The 18,997-nt window shown below is 64.7% G+C and carries 24 protein-coding genes; 19 read left to right on the top strand and 5 right to left on the bottom strand.

The genetic code is table 11. The annotated features are described in order from the left end of the window. Positions 1 to 157 precede the first annotated feature (157 nt). Both M3N53_07535 and M3N53_07530 read left to right on the top strand, forming a co-directional pair. Complete coding sequence (locus tag M3N53_07535) at positions 158 to 1,468, top strand: integrin alpha (protein MDP9068182.1); 1,311 nt, start codon at positions 158 to 160, stop codon at positions 1,466 to 1,468. A gap of 223 nt (positions 1,469 to 1,691) precedes the next feature. Then, positions 1,692 to 2,726, top strand: coding sequence for a hypothetical protein (locus M3N53_07530; protein ID MDP9068181.1), 1,035 nt, complete (start codon positions 1,692 to 1,694; stop codon positions 2,724 to 2,726). A 28-nt stretch (positions 2,727 to 2,754) separates the two neighbouring features. Here the strand turns inward: M3N53_07530 and M3N53_07525 are convergent, their stop codons facing one another. Beyond that, entirely contained in the window at positions 2,755 to 3,336 is a 582-nt protein-coding gene (locus tag M3N53_07525) for a CDP-alcohol phosphatidyltransferase family protein (GenBank protein ID MDP9068180.1), read from the bottom strand. A 167-nt stretch (positions 3,337 to 3,503) separates the two neighbouring features. Here M3N53_07525 and M3N53_07520 point away from each other — a divergent pair, with 167 nt between their 5' ends. From M3N53_07520 to M3N53_07510, 3 genes are all read left to right on the top strand, one after another. Then, on the top strand, positions 3,504 to 3,722 hold the full coding sequence (locus M3N53_07520; GenBank protein MDP9068179.1) for a hypothetical protein: 219 nt from the start codon (positions 3,504 to 3,506) through the stop codon (positions 3,720 to 3,722). 123 nt (positions 3,723 to 3,845) lie between these two features. Beyond that, positions 3,846 to 4,256 (top strand): hypothetical protein, encoded by a 411-nt coding sequence (locus M3N53_07515; GenBank protein MDP9068178.1) that lies wholly within the window; start codon positions 3,846 to 3,848, stop codon positions 4,254 to 4,256. A 93-nt stretch (positions 4,257 to 4,349) separates the two neighbouring features. After that, a complete protein-coding gene (locus M3N53_07510; protein MDP9068177.1) occupies positions 4,350 to 5,435 on the top strand; it encodes a hypothetical protein in 1,086 nt (361 codons plus the stop codon). Between the two features lie 146 nt (positions 5,436 to 5,581). Here the strand turns inward: M3N53_07510 and M3N53_07505 are convergent, their stop codons facing one another. Then, positions 5,582 to 6,559, bottom strand: coding sequence for a response regulator (locus tag M3N53_07505; protein MDP9068176.1), 978 nt, complete (start codon positions 6,557 to 6,559; stop codon positions 5,582 to 5,584). 126 nt (positions 6,560 to 6,685) lie between these two features. Between M3N53_07505 and M3N53_07500 the strand changes: the two genes are divergently transcribed. Together M3N53_07500 and M3N53_07495 are read left to right on the top strand one after the other, a co-directional pair. Then, on the top strand, positions 6,686 to 7,099 hold the full coding sequence (locus tag M3N53_07500; protein ID MDP9068175.1) for a DUF3151 domain-containing protein: 414 nt from the start codon (positions 6,686 to 6,688) through the stop codon (positions 7,097 to 7,099). Further along, entirely contained in the window at positions 7,099 to 7,911 is an 813-nt protein-coding gene (locus tag M3N53_07495; protein MDP9068174.1) for a M55 family metallopeptidase, read from the top strand. Before M3N53_07500 ends, M3N53_07495 begins: the two co-directional genes overlap by 1 nt. A gap of 7 nt (positions 7,912 to 7,918) precedes the next feature. Here M3N53_07495 and M3N53_07490 read toward each other — a convergent pair whose 3' ends face one another. Further along, a complete protein-coding gene (locus M3N53_07490) occupies positions 7,919 to 8,557 on the bottom strand; it encodes an alpha/beta fold hydrolase (GenBank protein MDP9068173.1) in 639 nt (212 codons plus the stop codon). Further along, complete coding sequence (locus M3N53_07485) at positions 8,554 to 9,021, bottom strand: HIT family protein (GenBank protein ID MDP9068172.1); 468 nt, start codon at positions 9,019 to 9,021, stop codon at positions 8,554 to 8,556. The genes M3N53_07490 and M3N53_07485 overlap by 4 nt, the downstream gene beginning before the upstream one ends. Between M3N53_07485 and M3N53_07480 the strand changes: the two genes are divergently transcribed. The 4 genes from M3N53_07480 (at position 8,999) to M3N53_07465 (ending at position 11,684) form a co-directional block, all read left to right on the top strand. Beyond that, positions 8,999 to 9,676 (top strand): DsbA family protein, encoded by a 678-nt coding sequence (locus M3N53_07480; GenBank protein MDP9068171.1) that lies wholly within the window; start codon positions 8,999 to 9,001, stop codon positions 9,674 to 9,676. The two genes, M3N53_07485 and M3N53_07480, sit on opposite strands and share 23 nt — an antisense overlap. Positions 9,677 to 9,690: 14 nt before the next feature. Continuing rightward, entirely contained in the window at positions 9,691 to 9,984 is a 294-nt protein-coding gene (locus tag M3N53_07475; protein ID MDP9068170.1) for a hypothetical protein, read from the top strand. A 14-nt stretch (positions 9,985 to 9,998) separates the two neighbouring features. After that, a complete protein-coding gene (locus M3N53_07470; protein MDP9068169.1) occupies positions 9,999 to 10,382 on the top strand; it encodes a hypothetical protein in 384 nt (127 codons plus the stop codon). A gap of 192 nt (positions 10,383 to 10,574) precedes the next feature. Beyond that, positions 10,575 to 11,684 (top strand): trypsin-like peptidase domain-containing protein, encoded by a 1,110-nt coding sequence (locus M3N53_07465; GenBank protein ID MDP9068168.1) that lies wholly within the window; start codon positions 10,575 to 10,577, stop codon positions 11,682 to 11,684. A gap of 8 nt (positions 11,685 to 11,692) precedes the next feature. On the opposite strand, the gene M3N53_07460 is transcribed toward M3N53_07465, so the two are convergent. After that, positions 11,693 to 11,866 (bottom strand): hypothetical protein, encoded by a 174-nt coding sequence (locus tag M3N53_07460; protein MDP9068167.1) that lies wholly within the window; start codon positions 11,864 to 11,866, stop codon positions 11,693 to 11,695. Positions 11,867 to 11,895: 29 nt separating this feature from the next. Between M3N53_07460 and M3N53_07455 the strand changes: the two genes are divergently transcribed. From M3N53_07455 to prcB, 8 genes are all read left to right on the top strand, one after another. Beyond that, positions 11,896 to 12,099 (top strand): MoaD/ThiS family protein, encoded by a 204-nt coding sequence (locus tag M3N53_07455; protein ID MDP9068166.1) that lies wholly within the window; start codon positions 11,896 to 11,898, stop codon positions 12,097 to 12,099. After that, positions 12,096 to 13,088 (top strand): adenine nucleotide alpha hydrolase family protein, encoded by a 993-nt coding sequence (locus M3N53_07450; protein MDP9068165.1) that lies wholly within the window; start codon positions 12,096 to 12,098, stop codon positions 13,086 to 13,088. The genes M3N53_07455 and M3N53_07450 overlap by 4 nt, the downstream gene beginning before the upstream one ends. A gap of 2 nt (positions 13,089 to 13,090) precedes the next feature. After that, the gene (locus M3N53_07445; GenBank protein MDP9068164.1) at positions 13,091 to 13,879 is read left to right on the top strand and encodes a tRNA (adenine-N1)-methyltransferase; all 789 of its coding nucleotides are present in this window, start codon (positions 13,091 to 13,093) and stop codon (positions 13,877 to 13,879) included. A gap of 35 nt (positions 13,880 to 13,914) precedes the next feature. After that, positions 13,915 to 15,681: a proteasome ATPase gene (gene arc, locus M3N53_07440; protein ID MDP9068163.1), complete on the top strand. Its 1,767-nt coding sequence runs from the start codon at positions 13,915 to 13,917 to the stop codon at positions 15,679 to 15,681. Positions 15,682 to 15,736: 55 nt separating this feature from the next. After that, a complete protein-coding gene (locus tag M3N53_07435; GenBank protein ID MDP9068162.1) occupies positions 15,737 to 17,212 on the top strand; it encodes a proteasome accessory factor PafA2 in 1,476 nt (491 codons plus the stop codon). Between the two features lie 37 nt (positions 17,213 to 17,249). Further along, positions 17,250 to 17,432 carry a ubiquitin-like protein Pup gene (locus M3N53_07430; GenBank protein ID MDP9068161.1) on the top strand — a complete coding sequence of 61 codons (183 nt, stop codon included), beginning with the start codon at positions 17,250 to 17,252 and terminating at the stop codon, positions 17,430 to 17,432. 465 nt (positions 17,433 to 17,897) lie between these two features. Continuing rightward, a complete protein-coding gene (locus M3N53_07425; protein ID MDP9068160.1) occupies positions 17,898 to 18,092 on the top strand; it encodes a hypothetical protein in 195 nt (64 codons plus the stop codon). A 39-nt stretch (positions 18,093 to 18,131) separates the two neighbouring features. After that, positions 18,132 to 18,995, top strand: a complete 864-nt coding sequence (gene prcB / locus M3N53_07420) for a proteasome subunit beta (protein MDP9068159.1) — start codon at positions 18,132 to 18,134, stop codon at positions 18,993 to 18,995. Positions 18,996 to 18,997 lie beyond the last annotated feature (2 nt).

The following is an 18,997-nucleotide window of genomic DNA, read 5'->3' as shown; positions in this document are numbered from 1 at the left end:
TGTCTTGGGTGGTACGCGTCGAGGTTCCTGTTTGGCGGCTTTCGTCACGAGTTTCTGCATGCTTGTGGCCCTAGCAGGACCCGGAGTTGGAGTCGAGTCGAGTCGCTCTCGTCCCCTCGGATTCTCGGGAGAGAAAGCCGGAGACGCAGCCGGGTGGGTGGTTCGGACCGGTGACCTCGACGGAGACGGAGCGGCCGATCTGGTTGGGTACGCCTGGGGTGAATCGACTGGTGGAGGCCAAGCCGGTGCGGTTTACGTCCTTTACGGTCCACTGGCTAACGGCTCCTCCTTCCGCCATGCGGACGCCACGATCCTCGGAACGCGCCCGGGGGATTACCTCGGAGAGGGCCTTGCGATCGTCGACCTTGATGCTGATGGAGCAGACGATCTCGTGGTCGGAGCACCTGGACCCATCCCGGGATTCCAACCGGGCATGGCCCGAAGGGGTGAGGCGTACCTGTTCTATGGCGGCAAGCGGCTCGACGGAACCATCCCTGCGCCCGAAGCTGCCGACGCGACCTTTATGGGTGTCCACGACGAGGACTTCCTGGGTGTCGGTCTAGCTCCGGTCGGGGATTTCAACGGCGACGGCACCGACGACCTCATGGTGGGAGCAGCTGGGACCGCGGGATACTCCGGTGCCGCCTACCTCTTCGCCGGCGGACAGCGGTACAGCGGGACGGTAGGAGTGGAACGGTCGATCATGCAGGTGACGGGCGCGGCGCCCGCTAGCTTCGCGTCGTGGGGCGCCAGCGGCGGGGACATCAACGGCGACGGCCTCAGCGACATGATCATCGGGTCTCCGTCGGCCAATCCGGCTGCCCCTTCTGGCGCGTACGCGATCTTCGGTATGAAGACGGTGGCGCTGAGTCTGTGGTACTTCGACGAAGCCGACGTCCGGTTCGTCGGCGAGCCCGGGAGCTGGACGGGCTTCGCCGTGGACTCCTCCGGCGATCTCAACCGCGATGGCATCGACGACGTCGTCTTAGGTGCCGATGCAAGAGGGTTCGAGCTGACCGATAGCACCGGCCCCGGAGCAGCCCACGTGATCTTTGGCGACCGCGCCTTGGTGGGGAAGATCGATCTCTCAGATGCCTCGGTCACCGTGGCCGGTAAGGAGCTTGGAGATGCCACCGGGAGCAGCGTCCTGATCGCGGATGTGAATGGTGACCGCAAGGACGACCTCGTCGTGGGTTCGCCCGGGGCATCCGACCGCGCAGGCGCAGTGCACGTCTTCTTCGGACCGATCAAACCCACCTCCCGGCTCAAGCTAGGCCGCGCGGATGTGATCCTGAGAGGCAAAGCGGGTGAGGGATTCGGTTTCGCCCTCGCCGCGGACGACCTGCTCGGCGATCGATCCTCGGATCTGGTAGTGGGCGCGCCAGGCGGGGGCACATCGGCGAAGGTGGGAGCAGGAAAGGTCTATGTGTTTCGCGGAGGCGCTACCGTCCACTCCACCAAGTCGTAGCCTCGTCGTGTGCTGAAGGTTGCACTCGCCCCTCCGACACACTGCACTGTGACGTCGCGGGATCACGTGCCCCTGGTCGTTGCACGTGGATTACTCAATTAGCGGTGCCCGGCCGCTACTGTGCTGACGGATCGTTCGACAGTAGAACTACCCATTGAGGTCGGGGGTTCCCGTGGGGAGAAACATGCTCCGTCGGCGCAGGGAGACAACGTCGGTGCGGGTGGTGGCGCTAGTGCTTGCGTTCAACTGCGCGGCCCTCGGCGCGCCGGCCGTCGCGCACGAACGTGGCGATCTGGCGGTCTTCAGCTGGCCGCGCCACACCGGCGGCGTGTACGTGCTGCACGCGAGCACCGCCGCGAAGCGCAAGGTTGCGAGTAAAACTCCCTACTACATCAATAACTCGACGCGCGTGGCATGGTCCCCGGATCGCTCAAAGTTGGCGTTCGAGGCGGGCTCTGAACAGCGCGAGGATATTTTCGTCTGGAGCAGGCGCTCCGGTCGTGTTCGACGGGTGACAGCCCAAAGCGGGCGCGAGGTCCATCCTTCGTGGGCTCCGGGCGGAAGGCGCATCGTCTATGTCCACGAGTCGAATACGGGGCGCGATCTATTCGTCGTGCGAGCTGACGGATCTGGGAGACAGCGTTTGACGCAGGACGACGCGTACGTGGAGACGCCGGAGTGGTCGCCTGACGGCTCCACCATCGCCTATGGAACGACCGCGGGATTGTTTCTGATCCGCCCCAACGGAACCGCGAAGAGACGCCTTACCTCTGACCGGTTCTTCGATTATCAACCGTCATGGGCGCCGGGATCCCAGCGCCTCGTCTTCAGCCGCATCCGAACGGCGCCGAGCGCGTTCCTGGTCGTGATCAACAAGGATGGTTCCAACCGCAGACGGATCATAGACTCGCGCGGCAGAGACGAAGAGGCTGAATGGGCGCCTGATGGATCGCGTATCGCCTTTTCCCACTCGACGAGCGATGAGCAAGACGGCAAGATCTTCGTCTACAGCGTTCGTCCGGATGGCCTCGGATTGCGGCGACTGACTCCGGATCTAACCGCAGAGGGTCAAGCTGCCACAGGGGTCTTTCCCGAGTGGTCCCCGGGCTCCAAGCGGATCGCCTACCTCCGGCGTCAGATCGAAGCCGACGAGCGAGAGCCTGAGGTGAACATCTGGGTGATGAGACGGGACGGCTCGCACCAGAGGAACCTCACTCCGAAGGCTGGTCCGGGCGGCTTCTTCGGACTCGATTGGTAGATCTGACTCCGCCGCGTTGCGGCAAGAGTTAGATGATCGAACCCGGTAGCGGTCGCACGAACCTCCATAGGTAATAGCCAAAGGCGACAAATCCCAAAACGGTCGAAACCAGCAGAACTCCGATCAGCGCTCTGTAGTAGGAGGTGTCGCCGGAGAGCAACAGTGGCGTGTAGCCGATGAGCAGGGCGATGAAGTCCACCTCTGTCTTGCGCTTGCCCCAGAACGCGGACCCCTTGATCCTCTTGGTCCACGCTTCGGCCAAGCTGAGGAAGAACGTCATGGCATCCGGCAGAAGCCTCAGCGCGACTGCCGCCCAGAGAGCGGCGTTATCCACCGCGGCCCCGTAGGCGACGAGCATCGTCACCAGGAAGGTCTTGTCCACGAACGGGTCGACGAGTCTGCCGAAGTCGCTTTCCGCGTGCCACCTTCTCGCCAAGATGCCGTCCAAGAAGTCACCGCCGATCAGACACACCAGAACGAGCAGAGCCAGCGGGCCGGGTACGTCACCGTCACCGAGCGTGTCGTGGACGTAGATGCCGAAGGGAACAACCAACAGACGACTGATCGTGATGACGTTGGGCAGATGCTCTTTCTGCATACCTTTGCGCACCCAACCGGTTATAGCTTCAGCGTCTCACCGCCCGGGCCGTTCGTCAGCGATCAGCGACCGTAGCACCCATCGTTCGCTCGCCGACAACCACCGGCGAGAAGTCGCGATAAAGACGTTGTGGATCCCGCAGGCCAGACCTGCGGGAGGACGCGCCGTAGCATCGGGCTGTGGCCACCCACGTGTACAAGTTCACGGTCTTGGGGCGATATCCGGCTCGACTGAGGAACAACGAATCCCATGTCACCGTCAACGTGCTTGCAGGCAGCGAGGACCATCTGGTCCACAGCGGAACGTTGACGATGAGCGAGTCGGAATGGGAGGATCTCGTGGCCGCTCTCCAAGAGAGCCTCGGCGACCGCGCCGAGATCGACGACCGTCGCCGCTAGCTCCATCTCGATCAGCACCGGCTCGCGTCAACCGGGGAGCGCCGCGACACACCCGTTACGAGCGCTACCGCCGTCGACAGCGTGTCTAACCTCGCGAGACGGGTCCAGAGGTGGGAGGTGCGGATGAGGACGCGGAGCATGGTCGTTGTAGTGATCGCAGGTCTATGTGCGGGAAGCGTTCCGCCCGCGGCCGCGCACGGGGACGTACGCCTTTCGATCTGCATCCCCTATCACGTGGGTGGCGAATGTGCACGACGAAGCGAAGCGCCACCCTCGTACCACTACGGCGACCGGGTGCCGATCAAAGGGCGCGCGCGGCCAAACCACGAGGGCGCCGTGAAGATCCAGCGCCGCCGGGGAGCGCGCCCCTGGCGAACCGTCGCCCGGGTCCTGCTCGTCGACGGCCGGTACAGGTACGTGTGGCAGACGACCCGTCGGGACGCCGACCAGGACACTCCCTACAGGTTCCGCGCCGTTCTCCCCGATCACGATCGGTCGAGGGTCCAGAGGGTCTACGTCTTGTTCGGCGAATAGCTCCTGCACCGGCGCGACTACCGAAACCCCGGGAGGCTCTTGATGAGAAAAGCTCTGCCTGTGGTGGCCATGGCGGGCCTACTGTTTTTCTCTATGACGGCACACGCGGGACCGACGGCGGGCGGGTGGTCGTCCGACAACGTCGAGTACGTCAGGTTCGTGCCGTTCGAGGCGGGGACCGGCACGGGCGCCGCGATCTTCGGCAAGCACATGGTCGTCACCGGGTGGAAGACGTTCTCGCTCTACGACATCTCGGAGCCGACCGACCCGAAGCTCCTCAGCAGCACGCCCTTCGGCTTCAAGTTCGAGAACGAAGACGTCGCGACCGACGGCCAGATCATGCTGTTTTCCGAAGAAGCCCCTCGCAGCGTCCTGCATGTCTGGGACATCGAGGACAAGACGAACCCCGTCCAGATCGCCGCGGTGGAAGGAGCCGGCAACCACACAGCCACCTGCATCCTGCGGTGCCGCTATTCGTACGGATCGGACGGAGCCATCGTGGACCTGCGTGACCCTGCGAAGGCGAAGCTGGTGGGGGACTGGAAGAAGAAGCTGGGGATCGACTTCAAGGTTCACGACCTCGACGAGTTCCGCAACGGGTTCCTCGTCACGTCCGCCTATGAGGGGCCGATCCAGCTCCTCGACGTGCGCGACCCGCTCGATCCGAAAGAGGTCGTCGATGGCTCGCCTCCCGTGATCGAGCCGGAGCTGGCGAAGGCGGGCGCAGGTGTTCATTCAACGCGGTGGCCACGCAGCGGCAACGACCGCTGGCTGATGGGGCAGGGAGGCTCGAACCTGGCGCAAGCACAATGCAACCGAGGAACTCGCAACTTCTGGACCTTCGACGCATCGCGCTGGCAGAAAGATGGCGTGTTGAAGCTGACGGACGAGTTCGTGGTGGGTAACGGGTCGCCGATCGATGGCCGTTATCCCGCCTCGACCTGCAGCACGCACTGGTTCGAGGCGCGCGACGACTTCCGCAACGGAGGCATGGTGGCGCTCGCGTATTACGACAACGGCACGCGCTTCCTGGAGATCACCGACAAGGGGCGGATCAAAGAGGTGGGCTGGTTCCTGCCGTACGCGGGAGTGACCTCCGCCCCCTACTGGATCACCGACGAGATCGTCTACGCGATCGACTACACGCGCGGCCTCGACATCCTCCGGTTCAAGGAGTAGGCCGCTCGGTCCCGTAACGAAAACAAAGGGCTCTGCCGACGGAGGACGGCGTTCGACTAGACGCCCTCCGGAGCTTGATCGCCTGAGCAGCTCGCGCTGCAGCAGCTTGGTCGTAGCACTAGCGGCCGGGGGGCGCAGGAGGGGCGCTAGCGAACCCCGGCGGGGGTCTGATCTTCCAGGGAGATCTGCCGCCGCCTGTCGATGGCGATGCTGGAGCCGTGGCGGGTCTTCGCAACGTGCTTCATCTCTGTGGCGATCTCAGCGGCCTCCCAGTGCGTCTGGAGGGGGCGGATCGCGTTGGTCACGATTCCGATGGAGACCGATGCGAGCGCGTATCGGGTCAGCTGCCCGCGCCTGTCCGCTACTTCGATGAAGCCCCTGTCTGCGTCCTCGGGCTCGTAGAGGGTGGGAAGCAGCTCCTCCCAGGTGCGAAGGATCTGCTCGGCTACCTGCTGGGCGGCTTCCGGCTCGACGATCGCGGCGAAGTCGTCGCCACCGATGTGTCCGATGAACCCGGTCATGGGGGAGTACTCGGTGACAGCCTCGCGGGCGCAGCGGGCGAGCAGCTTGATCGCCTCGTCACCACGAAGGAAGCCGTAGTGATCGTTGAAGGCCTTGAAGCCATCGATATCGATGTAGAGAAGGGCGAACTGCATCTCACGAGCGATGCGGTCCATCAACTCTTCCTGGATCGCTACGTTTCCCGGGAGCCGCGTGAGTGGATTCGCGCCGCCGAAGCTGCGTGCGCGTCTCAACGACAGCTCGACGCGGGCGAGCAGGTCCGCCTGGTCGAACGGCTTAGCGAGATAGTCGTCGATGCATCCCAAGATGTCACCGAGGCGGTCCGTGGGGATCTCATGACCTGTCATGGCGATGACCGGTATGTGCTTCAAAGAGACGTCTTGATTGAGCTTCCTGCAGGTTCCGAACCCGTCGAGGACCGGCATCACCAGGTCCAGCAGGATCAGTGACGGCTTGTGCAGCCTCGCCGACGCGATCCCGTCGCTGCCGTTGGAAGCGGTCACGACGCGGTAAGCCTGTGCCGCGAGCGACGCCTCCAGCAGACGCAATACCTGCGCGTCGTCGTCGATGACCAGGATCAGATCGTTGCGGGGTGTCGTCACGGGTATCCCTTCGCGGGCAGATGCCCTTCCGGTCTCTGATACTGCGCCGGAGCCAAGATTCCTTCCAGGGTCTGGGTATTGTGCGCCCGCAGGGCCCCCGAACCCGCCTGCGGCTAGCATCTTGCCATGCCTGAGCTTCCGATCACCGAACCGGCTGAGACGACCATCGAGGAGCCCGCGGGCAGCTTGGATGCCCTTGCCCGGTCGTCGTCGCCCGACGACGCCCGGCGGGTCGCGGCGGCCCATCCGCAGTGCCTCACCGCGTGGGCCGTCCTCGGCGACGCCGCTCTTGCCGAAGGCGATCCCGTGCAGGCGTACGCCTACTTCCGCGTCGGCTACCACCGCGGCCTCGATCGGATCCGGCGCGCCGGGTGGCGTGGCAGCGGGCGTGTTCCGTGGTCACACGAGCCGAACCGCGGCTTCCTGCGCAGTCTCAGGGGGTTGGCCGCGGCGGCCGGCGCGATCGGCGAGACGGACGAAGCGCGGCGGTGTAGCGACTTCCTCACCGCGCTCGCGCCCGACGCTCCGCCGGAGAGCTGATGCGCGTCTTCATCATCAGCGACATGGAGGGTGTAGCCGGTATCTGCCGCTGGGATCAGGTCACCGGCGGGAAGCCCTTGTACGAGGAGGGTCGTCGCCTCTACACCGAAGAGATCAACGCGGCGGTCCGCGGGGCTCGCGCCGCGGGGGCAGACGAGATCATCGTGATGGACTGCCACGGAGCGGGCAGCGACTGGAGCTTCAACTCGTTGATCCCGGATCTGCTGGATCCGGGTTGCGAGTGGGTGGTGCAGAACGAGTGGACGGAGTACACCGGCATCCTGGAGGACGGCTGCGACGCCGCGCTGTTCGTGGCGATGCACGCCAAAGCCGGAACTCCGACGGGCGTTCTCAGCCATACCGTCAGCGGGACCAACTGGCGCAACCTCTGGTTCAACGGGACCTCGGTCGGCGAGACCGGCATCAACGCAGCCCTCTGCGGAACGTGGAACTGTCCGGTGGTCCTGGTGACCGGGGACCGCGCGACCTGCGCCGAGGCCGAGGCTCTGCTGGGTCCGGAGGTCGAGACGGTACCGGTGAAGACCGGACTCGGTCGGTACAGCGCGCGCCATCTTCCTCCGGTTCGCGCCCGCCGGCTGATCGAGGAGGCCGCCGAGCGTGCCGTCGCGCGGCGAGACGAGATCCCGCCCTACATCCCGGCGAGCCCATCCGAGATCGAGGTCGAGCTGGTGGCACCGGACCGGCTGGAAGCCTTCCGCTCTCGTCGCGGCGTCGAGATCAAGTGGGACGAGACGAGGGTCATCTCGCGTGCCCCCGACTGGTGGCAGGCATGGCAGCAGGTGTACCTCTAGACCGCTTCTAAACCGCTTCGTCCAGGAACTCCGCTACCTTCGCCGCGAGCGTCTCGTACTTCCCCCAGAAGAAGTGGTTGGCGCCGCGCATCTCCTCGTAGCGGGCTCCCGCGTCCTCCGCCCATGAGCGGCAGGCCTGGGGAGACACCTGGTCGTCGTTGGCTCCACAGATCAACAAGGTGGGGCCGCGGAACGTGAACAGCTCGGGAGCGGGAGCCCCGGCCGTTATATCCGGCTTCGGCATGACGGCCGGGGCGATGGCAACACACGCCACCACCTCCGGGTGCTTGGCGGCGGCGCGCAGCGCTACGGCTCCGCCGAAGGACCACCCCGCGATGGCGATCGGGAGGTTCGGCAGTCGCTCGGACACGAAAGAGATCCCTCCGCCGCCGTCGGCCACCTCGGCGATCCCTGTGGAGGCCTCACCCTCCGAAGCGCCGATCCCGCGGAAGTTGAAACGCAGAACCGCCCAGCCGCGCTCGACCAGCTCCTCCGTCACCGCCAGCAGCAGCGGAGCGTTCATCGTTCCGCCCATCTTTGGGTGTGGGTGGCAGAAGACGACGGCCCCAGCGGGATCGTCGGGGGAGTCGAGACATCCCTCGAGCGCCAGCCCGTCGGCGCTGGTGACTCGTACGGGCTCGTTCATGCCCTCTGCTCTTCCAAGACCGCGGCCCGGATCGCAGCCGCCGTGTCTCGGATGTGGGCTTCGTCCGAGTAGCCGTGACGCGGCCAGAAGAAGCCCTTCAGTCCGTCCTTCGGGTTGCGTGGGACCACGTGGACGTGGAGGTGCGGGACGCTCTGGCTCACCTTGTTGTTGATGGCGACGAATGACCCCGCGGCATCAAGAGCGGCGGGCACAGCGCGCGACAGCAGCTGCACCTTCTCGAACAGCGGCCCCACCATCTCTTGGTCAAGGTCCCCGAGCGCCTCGAAGTGGGACCGGGGGATCAGCAGGCAGTGTCCGGGGAATAGAGGTCGTATATCGAGGAAGCCCAGGAACCCGTCCTCTTCGAGCACGATCTCGGCGGGGATCCTCCCGCTCGAGATGTCGCAGAAGACGCACACGAGAACGGAGACTACGCGCGTGATCCAGCCCGACCCCGGCACCATCGTCGTGTTCTCCGATATCGGCTGTCCGTGGGCGCACCTCGCCGTGTACCGGTTGCACGCGGTGCGACGAGACGTGGGCTTGGAGGAGGCGGTTCGCTTCGACCTGCGGGCGTTCCCGCTCGAGATCATCAACGGTCAACCGACTCCGAAGGCGACGCTCGATGCCGAGATCCCCGTGGCCGGAGCGCTCGACCCGGAGGCAGGGTGGGAGATGTGGCAGGAGCCCGAGTACCGCTACCCCGTTACGACCCTTCCGGCTCTGGAGGCCGTCGAGGCGGCGAAGGAGCAGGGGCTTCGAGCGAGCGAGCAGCTCGATCGATCGCTCCGGGTGGCGTTCTTCGGACAGAGCCGGACGATCTCGATGAGGCACGTGATCGGCGAGACCGCTTCGGAGTGTCCCGACGTCGATGTGGACGCACTGCTGGATGCTCTGGACCACGGGCGCGCGCGGCCCGCTCTCGTGGAACAGTGGAGGTTGTCGCAGACGGACGAGGTCGAAGGGAGCCCACACCTCTTCCTCCCGGACGGCACCGACGTGCACAATCCTGGAGTCGACATCCATTGGGAAGGCGAGCACGGGCATGGTTTCCCGGTCGTCGATCGGGACGACCCGGCGATCTACAGGGACCTCTTGCAGCGGGCCGCAGGTACTTGAGAGGAGACGACGAGATGGATGAGTCGATGGTGCGCGAGCACGCCGAGAGACATGCCCAGGCAACCGTCGCCGGCGACCTGAAGGCGGCGGGGAGCGACCTGGAGAAGAGCGCTTTCGCAGCCGCAGCCGAGGTGATGAAACACATGCCGCCGGACCTGACGGGTTCTGACATCTCCGGGGTGCGCTCGGATGGCGACGAATGCATCGTCTCGATCGTGTATCGAAGCGAGACCTCGAGCGCCACAGTGGAGTCACGCTGGGCTGAACGGGAGGGCCGCCCGAAGATCGTCGATCTAAAGGTCGTCTAGGTATCCTTCGCGCCATGCAAGCAGACATCAACGGGCCGCAACGCAAGATCCTCTCGGCGTCCGTTCGGCCGCTGAAGGCGTCGCACGGCACGACCGGGATCGCTATCCGCGACGGCATGACCCTTCCCTTCGTGGTCACTCGCGAGTGGTCCGCGCCCGAGGGCTATTACGCAGAGCAATGGTTCCTGGTGGATCCAGAGACGAGCGAGGTTCTGTTCGAGGGCCCGTTGGAGGAGCGGCTGATCTGGGGCCTACAGTCGCGCACCGAGTGCCGCGACGAAGTGACCGAGCCGGTGGCGCTGGCGCCGGGGCGGTACCAGATCGTCTTCGGGCTCGGAGGTCTCCGGGGAGGCGACGTCGATGTCGAAGCGATCGAGGCGCCGGCGGAGGCCGCCTGACCGAGCCGCCGTTCGCTTGACCCGGTGCCGGAGACACATCAGACTTGCTCGTGCCGGTTACTGAGGTACGCCTGAGCTTCCCCTACGGCGCGCCTCAGCAGCCGGCGCTTTCTTTCAGCGGTGCGTGGGCGCTCACCTCACCTGGCGTTGATCGAGATCTCCTATCTGCTCGCGACTCCTATCCTTAGCCGCATGCGCAGATGGGTCGTCGCCGCCGTGATCCTGTCTCTGTTTCTGACCGGGTGTTCGATGGAGAGCTTCAGCGACTCCGAACGCGCCGGAGCCGACATCGAGGCGACGCCGCTCGAGCAGAGCACGGTGCCGCCCCCGCACTCGGGGCTCGCGGACGTCGTCGAGCAGACGCTTCCCTCCGTCGTGAACGTCAAGGTGAAGTCGATCAGCCTGTCCGAGGTCGCGCCGCCCACGGAGGGCGTCGGGGAAGGCTCTGGCGTGGTGATCGCCGACGAAGGGATCATCCTGACGAACTACCACGTAGTGGCCGGCGCAGTATCCGTCCGTGTGGTGTTCACAGACGACCGCGATCCGCTGGAGGGAACGGTGATAGGGGGCGATCCCGATCGCGACCTCGCCGTCATCAAGGTCGAGGCCGACGATCTCGACGCGATCGAGCTGGGGAACTCCGGGCAGTTGAAGCTCGGGGATGGGGTGGTCGCGATGGGGTTTCCGCTTGGCCTCGGTGGTCCGACCGTGACCAGTGGCATCCTGTCGGGGACCGACCGCACGATCGAGGCGCAGGCGGCGTTCGGAGTGGAGGAGTTGGTCGGCCTGTTGCAGACGGACGCCGCGATCAACCCCGGCAACTCCGGAGGCGCCCTGGTTGACCTGAACGGCCGGCTTGTGGGGATCAACACGGCCGTAGCGGGTTCGGCCGAGAACATCGGGTTCGCGATCGCCATCGATGAAGCGCTGCCGATCGTCAATGAGATCCTGACCGAGCCTGCGGAGCGTCATGCTTGGTTGGGGGTCCAGCTGGCGAACATCACGTCGCCGGCGATAGCTCAGGAGCTGGGCGTCCCTCCGGACCTGCAAGGCGCGATCGTCTTCTCGATCATCCCCGGCAGCCCCGCCGAGGAGTCGGACCTTCAAGAGGGAGACGTGGTAGTTGCCATCGACGGGGACCCCATCACCTCACGCGAGGATCTGATCGCCCGCCTTGCCGAGATGGATCCCGGGGCCGAGGTCGACCTCACCGTCGTGTCCGCGGCGGGCGAGCGTAGCGTCACGGTGGTACTGGCCCAACGGCCCGCGACGTTCGAGCCGGGCGATCAAGACGAGGAGTAGCCGCCGACCTAGCCGACGCAGTTCGCCAGAAAGCGCGGCCGCGACGTGCGCGTGCCACGATGAACCACGTCTCCATCGGCGTTGAACACCCGGGCCACCGCCACCGTCACGTAGTAGCCCTGCCCCTTGTCGCAAGGATGGACGCTCGCGTCCGCCTCTCGGCCGGCCCCTTCACCGGCCACGGCTCGTTGCCTCCCTTAGGCTCGGTTCGATGAAGGTCAGGCTGCGAAATCCAGATCGAGTGGTCGAGGTCTCCGGGGCCCGGAACGTGCTGGCGCTCCTCCAGGAGCTGCAGATCGTCCCCGAGTCGGTGCTCGTCATCCGCGACGCGACGCTACTGACCCGCGACGAGCGCCTGGACGAAGACGACGAGATCGAGGTCCGCCCGGTCTTGTCCGGAGGGTCTTACCGATGAAGTGCAAGGTCTGTCGCCAGCATGCGGTGGTGGACATCCGCCGCCACAACGCGGGGTTCTGCCAGCATCACTTCCTGGAGCACATCTCGAACCAGGTCGCGAAGACCATCAAAGAGTTCAAGATGTTCGATCCCACCGATCGGCTGCTGCTCGCGGTGTCGGGCGGGAAGGACTCCCTGGCGCTGTGGGACATCCTGCTCGACCTCCGCTACGACGTCACCGGCTTCTACCTAGACCTTGGGATCGGCGGCTACTCGACCCGCAGCAAGGAGGCGTGCATCGCGTACGCGGAGCGGAAGAACGCGAAGCTGATCGTCCGCACCCTGGTAGAGGAACACGGCTACAGCGTCCCCGAGCTGTCGAAGCTGACCCGTCGCGCACCCTGCTCAGGGTGCGGCCTCAACAAGCGCTACGAGTTCAACCGCGCCGCGCTCGAGGAGGGGTTCGACATCCTGGTGACGGGCCACAACCTCGACGACGAGGTGGCGACGCTGTTCGGCAACGTCTTGCACTGGAACACCGACATGCTCGCGCGTCAGGCGCCCGTGCTCGAGGAGCGATTGTTCGGGAGCGGTGACACCGCTCGGACCGTCATGGTCAAGAAGGTCAAACCGCTGGTGAAGATCGCCGAGCGCGAGACGGCGGCCTACGCGCTGCTGAAGGGGATCGACTACGTCATCGAGGAGTGCCCCATGGTCGAGGGCAACACGCAGCACAAGTACAAAGAGGCCATCACGCTCTTGGAGGAGGCCTCTCCCGGCACCAAGAGCCAGATGTATTTCGGGTTCCTGAAGAAGGCCGCGTCTCGTTTCGCAGACGTTCCCAAGGGTGATGTCGAGCTGGCTGCATGTACGGAGTGCGGCGCCGTGACGATCCTTCCCAGCTCTGGCGAGCCCTGCTGCGCCTTCTGCAAGACGAAAGCATTGGCGGCCAAACGCAAGGGCGAGGTCGTGCCCGCTCCGAGCATCCGCCGTTCGGCGCGGCGGTAGCGATGGAACGTCTTCTGGAACCGGGGGAGAGGGTTCTCCTGATCGACCCGCGCGACCGGCGCTACCTCATCACGCTCGGGACGGGGAAGCAGTTCCACTCGCACCTCGGGATCCTGGAGCACGACGATCTGATCGGGGCGCCGGAGGGATCGAGCGTGCGCACCAGCGGCGGTTCGAAGATGCTGGTCCTGCGCCCGACGCTCGCGGAGTACACGTTGAAGATGAAGCGGGGCGCGCAGGTTATCTATCCGAAGGACGTTGCCCTCATCCTGGTTTACGCCGACGTCTTCGCCGGTGCGACCGTGGTGGAGGCGGGAACCGGCTCGGGATCACTGACGCTGGCGCTGGCGCGTGCCGTGGGTGACGCGGGGCGCGTGATCTCGTACGAGGTGAGAGAGGACCATCACGAGCGAGCGGTCGAGAACGTCACCACCTGGTACGAGGGCCGCGGAGGGAAGCCCGAGAACATCGAGCTGCGCTTGGGCGACCTCTTCGAGGGGATCCCGGAGCGTGGCGTCGACCGCATGGTGTTGGACATGCCTGAACCGTGGCGGGCGGTGGGCGCGGGCACGGACTCTCTCGCCAGCGGCGGGATCCTCTGCTGCTACCTCCCGACCGTGCTGCAGGTGGTTCAGACGGTCGAGACGCTGCGGCGCAGCGGGTTCGGCTTCATCGACACCTTCGAGGGACTTCTGCGGACATGGAACGTGGAGGATCGCTCGGTACGCCCGGACCACCGGATGGTGGCGCACACGGGCTTCATCATCACCGCCAGAAAGCTCGCGAACTAAAGGTTGGCGGGAGTAGTCTTCCTCCTACAGGGGAGGTGGTCATCGTTCACGAGAACGAGCTGGAACGCCGGATCGCCGATTACGACCGGGAGGTCCAGGAGCTTCAAGGTCAGCTGAAGCTGCTGGAAGACGAGCTCGCCCTCACGCGCCGGAAGCTCGACGCCGCTCCGCGCCAGATCCACCTTTTGGAGAAGCGACTCGCCGAGACCAGCGCGGAGCTGACGAAGACCCGCGACAACAACAGCAAGCTGGCAGAGACGCTGAGAGAGGCGCGGGATCAGCTGGTCGCTCTCAAAGAAGAGGTCGACAAGCTTTCGCAGCCTCCCTCCGGCTACGGCATCTACCTCGAGGCATACGAGAACGCGACCGCAGACGTGTTCGCGAACGGCAGGAAGCTGCGCGTGAACGTGTCTCCGGAGGTCGATCTCGAGAGCATCAAGCGGGGCCAAGAGGTGGTGCTGAACGAAGCGCTGAACATCATCGAGGTCTGCGATTTCGAGGTGCAGGGCGAGGTCGTGATCCTGAAGGAGGTGCTCGAGGGCGGAAGCCGCGCTCTCGTGATCGGGCGTACCGACGAGGAGAGGGTGGTCGAGCTGGCGAGCCCGCTGCTCGAGGAGAAGCTCCGGGCCGGTGACACCTTGCTGCTCGAGCCAAAGTCCGGCCACGTCCTCGAGAAGCTGCCGAAGCCCGAAGTCGAGGAGCTGATCCTCGAAGAGGTTCCGGACATCTCCTACGAAGACATCGGCGGCCTGGACGAGCAGATCGAGGAGATCCGCGACGCCGTGGAGCTGCCGTTCCTGCACAAGGACCTGTTCGCCGAGCACGAGCTAGAGCCGCCGAAAGGGATCCTTTTGTATGGGCCGCCCGGATGTGGCAAGACGCTTGTCGCGAAGGCGGTGGCGAACTCCCTCGCGAAGCAGATCGCGGCGAAGCTCGACCAGAAGACGCACCGGTCGTACTTCTTGAACGTGAAGGGGCCGGAGCTCCTGAACAAGTACGTCGGCGAGACCGAGCGGCAGATCCGCATGATCTTCCAACGGGCGAAGGAGAAGTCGGAGGAAGGCGTTCCGATCATCGTCTTCTTCGACGAGATGGATTCGCTCTTCCGCACCCGCGGCTCGGGCATCTCGAGCGACATCGAGTCGACGATCGTCCCGCAGCTCCTGGCCGAGATCGACGGTGTCGAGACGCTAAAGAACGTGATCGTCATCGGTGCGTCGAACCGTGAGGACCTGATCGACCCTGCGATCCTTCGCCCGGGTCGTCTCGACGTGAAGATCAAGATCGAGCGTCCGGACGAGCGCGCGGCACAGCAGATCTTCTCGAAGTACCTGACGGCGAACCTGCCGATAGCGGAGGCCGAGGTCGCTCGCGCCGGGTCGCCGGAGGCCGCCGTGTCCTCGATCATCTCGTCCACCGTCGAGAAGATGTACTCGACGGACGCGGACAACCGGTTCCTCGAGGTCACCTACGCGAACGGCGAGAAGGAGGAGCTGTACTTCAAGGACTTCTCGTCGGGGGCGATGATCGAGAATATCGTGAGGCGCGCGAAGAAGACCGCGATCAAGCGCGCTATCGCAGGCGAAGCGAGGGGGATCGGCGAGCAGGACCTGATCGACGCGATCCACCAGGAGTACAAGGAGAACCAGGACCTGCCGAACACGACGAATCCCGACGACTGGGCTCGGATCTCCGGGAAGAAGGGCGAGAGGATCGTCTACATCCGGACGCTGGTCGGCGAGACGGGCGATGGCGACGGCAGCCGCCAAGTGGAACGCGTGCAAACCGGGCAGTACCTCTAAGACCTCTGCGTCGTTCCACGAAGGCCACTTCGGGCGTACCCTCTCGGATATGGCTATACCGAAGATCTCCGGCATCGAGACCGAATACGGCATCTCGGTCCGCGGGAGCACGGAGTTCAACCCGATCCTGACGTCTTCGTTGTTGATCAACGCGTACGCGAAGCCGGCGTTCAGCCGTGTGCGGTGGGACTACGAGGAGGAGAGCCCGCTGCGCGACGCCCGCGGCTTCGACCGTGCTCAGGCAGACGTCGTCGTGGAGGACGAGTCGGGGTTGGTCAACATCATCCTGCCGAACGGATCTAGGTACTACGTCGACCACGCACATCCCGAGTACTCGAGCCCCGAGTGTTCGAACGCGCGCGACGTCGTGATCTGGGACAAGGCGGGGGAGCGGATCCTTGCTGATTCCATCAAGGCCGCGACCCCGGTTTTGCGCGAGGGCGAGAGGGTCTTCATCTACAAGAACAATTCCGACGGGAAGGGCAACTCATACGGGACCCACGAGAACTATCTCGTTTCTCGTGAGACGCCGTTCCCTCAGATCGTGAAGCACCTCACTCCGTTCTTCGTGACTCGGCAGGTCTTCACGGGGGCGGGAAAGGTGGGGGCCGAGAACGGGGCCGAATCCGTCGACTACCAACTGTCGCAGCGGGCCGACTTCTTCGAGGTCGAGGTGGGGCTCGAGACAACGTTCAAGCGACCCATCATCAACACGCGGGACGAACCCCACGCGGATCCCGAGCGCTACCGCCGCCTCCACGTCATCGTCGGCGACGCCAACCTTGCCGAGGTCCCGACATACCTGAAGATCGGGACGACCGCGCTCTTGCTTCGCATGATCGAGGACGACTTCATCGCGGACGACCTGTCACTCGCGCAGCCCGTCCGCTCCATGAAGATGGTGTCGCACGATCCCTCATGCAAACAGACGGTCGAGCTGTTGGACGGACGCAAGATAACCGCGGTCGAGCTGCAGTGGGAGTACCTGAAGCTCGCCAAGAAGTACGCGCAGGACAACGAAACCGATGTCGGAAGCGATCAGGTTCTCGAGCGGTGGGAGAGCGTGCTCGAGGGCCTCGAGCGAGATCCCATGTCGCTGTCTTCACAGCTCGACTGGGTGGCGAAGCTGAAGGTGATGGAGGCGTATCGGGAACGTGATGGGTTGGCGTGGGACGACTCGAAGCTGAGGTTGATCGACCTGCAGTACCACGACGTCGACCCGCAGCGCGGTTTGTACTGGAAGCTCGTGAAGTCGAACAAGATCGAGCGACTCGTGTCCGAAGACGAGATCGCGCATGCCGTCGATCACCCTCCGGAGGACACGCGCGCGTATTTCCGCGGCGAATGCCTGCGCCGCTTCTCCGACTCGATCGTGGCCGCGTCGTGGGACGCCCTCATCTTCGACTCGGGGGACGACCCGCTGCGGAAGGTCCCGACGATGGAGCCGATGCGCGGGACGAAGTCCCACGTGCAAGGGCTGTTCGACGCAAGCCCCGACGTCTCGTCGTTGCTCGCGAACCTCAGCGCCTAGACCCATTTCCGTTCTAGGGCGGTAGTAGAGTTAGCGCATGGCCGACCAGACGCGCAAGCCGAAGCCGAAGAAGGAAGAGGAAGCACCTCAAGCTTCCGAGACCACAACGACCGAAGAGAAGGACGAGGAACTAGAAGACCTTCTCGACGAGATCGACGAGGTCCTCGAAGTCAATGCCGAGGATTTTGTGCGCTCATATGTCCAAAAAGGCGGTCAGTGAGGTTCCTGTTGCGCGTGTGATTAGAGACTAGGTCCTCCCTGAAGTGGATTCGGACCCGCGCCCCGGATCAGGAAACGAGAGGTGGCGCGTCCGTGAACGGATTCAAACGATGCATAGCGTGCGGAGAGCCGAAACCTTACAGCGACTTCTATCAACAGCGCGGGATGCGCGACGGCTTTCGCAATGATTGCAAAGCCTGTATGTGCGAGCAGAAGAGGCGGAGATCTCGCGCCGACCCAGGTGCACACATCAGCCGGGTTCAGCAGTGGCAACGCGAGAACCGGGAGCGATATCTAGAGGCTCAGCGACGACGAAGGGCCGCTAGAGGACCTGCGGAGAAACGCCGGGAGCGTGACCTGCATCTTTCCCGACACTACGGGTTGACCCAAGACGATTTCGAGTTCCTCGTGGTCGTACAGCGTGGACGCTGCGCGATCTGCGGGAAGGAGGATGGGTCGCGTCTCCATGTTGACCACGACCACTCTTCGGGTCGTGTACGCGGTCTTCTCTGCGGTAGCTGCAACCGAGCGATGGGGCTGTTTCACGAGGACGCTGCTCGATTCGAAGCGGCGGGCGCTTATCTGCGGAGACGACAGCTACCTCTGGGTACGGGCGATCGTCCGCGGCGAGTGCCACGGCGGATTCCGAAGAGCTAGCTAGCCGACCTGCTGCGGCGCGGCCTCAGTTATCTTGAGCGCCATGGATGGCATGGACAGCTACAGCTTTGGTGACATCTTGCGTATGCCGGTGTACGGGCCCGGCTCTTCGTTCACGGAGGTCTTGAAGAGCGCGGCCCCGGACCACCTCCCGGAGACGAAGCTGGAAAGCCCGGTGCACGCGCCCGAGGGGACGACGGTCCTCGCTCTGCGGTTCGCGGACGGCGTCATCGTCGCGGGCGACCGCCGGGCGACGGAGGGCTTCCAGATCGCCCATCGGTCGATCGAGAAGGTATTCGCCGCCGACGACATGAGCGCGGTGGCGATCGCGGGCGCGGCGGGGCCCGCCGTCGAGATGGTGCGCCTGTTCCAGACCGAGCTCGAGCACTACGAGAAGGTCGAGGGGGAGCGACTGACGCTCGAAGGTAAAGCGAACAAGCTCTCGCAGATGATCAGGGCGAACCTGCCCGCCGCGATGCAGGGGCTTGCGGTGGTGCCGCTCTTCGCGGGGTTCGACGAGGCGCGGCAGATCGGGCGCATCTTCAAGTACGACATCACGGGCGGCCGCTACGAGGAAGACGATTACCACGCCACCGGCTCGGGCGGGAAAGACGCCCGGTCGTCGCTGAAGAAGCGGTTCGACGACGGCCTCAGCAGGGACGAGGCTGTCAAGATCGCGATCGAGGCATTGTTCGACGCGGCCGACGAGGACGTAGGGACGGGAGGTCCCGATCTGATGCGCGGGATCTTTCCGACCGTCGCTTCGATCACGGCGTCGGGCACCGTGGAGATCCGCGAGGACGAGATCCGCTCCCTGTTCGAGCAACTGATCGCAGAACGACGCGACGACATGCTCCTGCCCGAGACCCACACGGTCGACGTGCGCAGAGCGAAACCGGAGCGATGAGC

This window comes from Actinomycetota bacterium, assembly GCA_030776625.1.
Taxonomy (GTDB): Bacteria; Actinomycetota; CADDZG01; order CADDZG01; family WHSQ01; genus MB1-2.
The sequence above is the reverse complement of the archived record's forward strand: the minus strand, read 5'-3'. Positions and strand labels throughout refer to the sequence as shown.

Coding starts and splice junctions, on each gene's coding strand:
- M3N53_07470 (MDP9068169.1), top strand. CDS start 9,999: ATGCAAGCAGACATCAACGGGCCGCAACGCAAGATCCTCTCGGCGTCC.
- M3N53_07515 (MDP9068178.1), top strand. CDS start 3,846: ATGAGGACGCGGAGCATGGTCGTTGTAGTGATCGCAGGTCTATGTGCG.
- M3N53_07485 (MDP9068172.1), bottom strand. CDS start 9,021: ATGGTGCCGGGGTCGGGCTGGATCACGCGCGTAGTCTCCGTTCTCGTG.
- M3N53_07430 (MDP9068161.1), top strand. CDS start 17,250: ATGGCCGACCAGACGCGCAAGCCGAAGCCGAAGAAGGAAGAGGAAGCA.
- prcB (MDP9068159.1), top strand. CDS start 18,132: ATGGATGGCATGGACAGCTACAGCTTTGGTGACATCTTGCGTATGCCG.
- M3N53_07490 (MDP9068173.1), bottom strand. CDS start 8,557: ATGAACGAGCCCGTACGAGTCACCAGCGCCGACGGGCTGGCGCTCGAG.
- M3N53_07495 (MDP9068174.1), top strand. CDS start 7,099: ATGCGCGTCTTCATCATCAGCGACATGGAGGGTGTAGCCGGTATCTGC.
- M3N53_07455 (MDP9068166.1), top strand. CDS start 11,896: ATGAAGGTCAGGCTGCGAAATCCAGATCGAGTGGTCGAGGTCTCCGGG.
- M3N53_07475 (MDP9068170.1), top strand. CDS start 9,691: ATGGATGAGTCGATGGTGCGCGAGCACGCCGAGAGACATGCCCAGGCA.
- M3N53_07465 (MDP9068168.1), top strand. CDS start 10,575: ATGCGCAGATGGGTCGTCGCCGCCGTGATCCTGTCTCTGTTTCTGACC.
- M3N53_07445 (MDP9068164.1), top strand. CDS start 13,091: ATGGAACGTCTTCTGGAACCGGGGGAGAGGGTTCTCCTGATCGACCCG.
- M3N53_07425 (MDP9068160.1), top strand. CDS start 17,898: ATGTTGACCACGACCACTCTTCGGGTCGTGTACGCGGTCTTCTCTGCG.
- M3N53_07500 (MDP9068175.1), top strand. CDS start 6,686: ATGCCTGAGCTTCCGATCACCGAACCGGCTGAGACGACCATCGAGGAG.
- M3N53_07450 (MDP9068165.1), top strand. CDS start 12,096: ATGAAGTGCAAGGTCTGTCGCCAGCATGCGGTGGTGGACATCCGCCGC.
- M3N53_07510 (MDP9068177.1), top strand. CDS start 4,350: ATGACGGCACACGCGGGACCGACGGCGGGCGGGTGGTCGTCCGACAAC.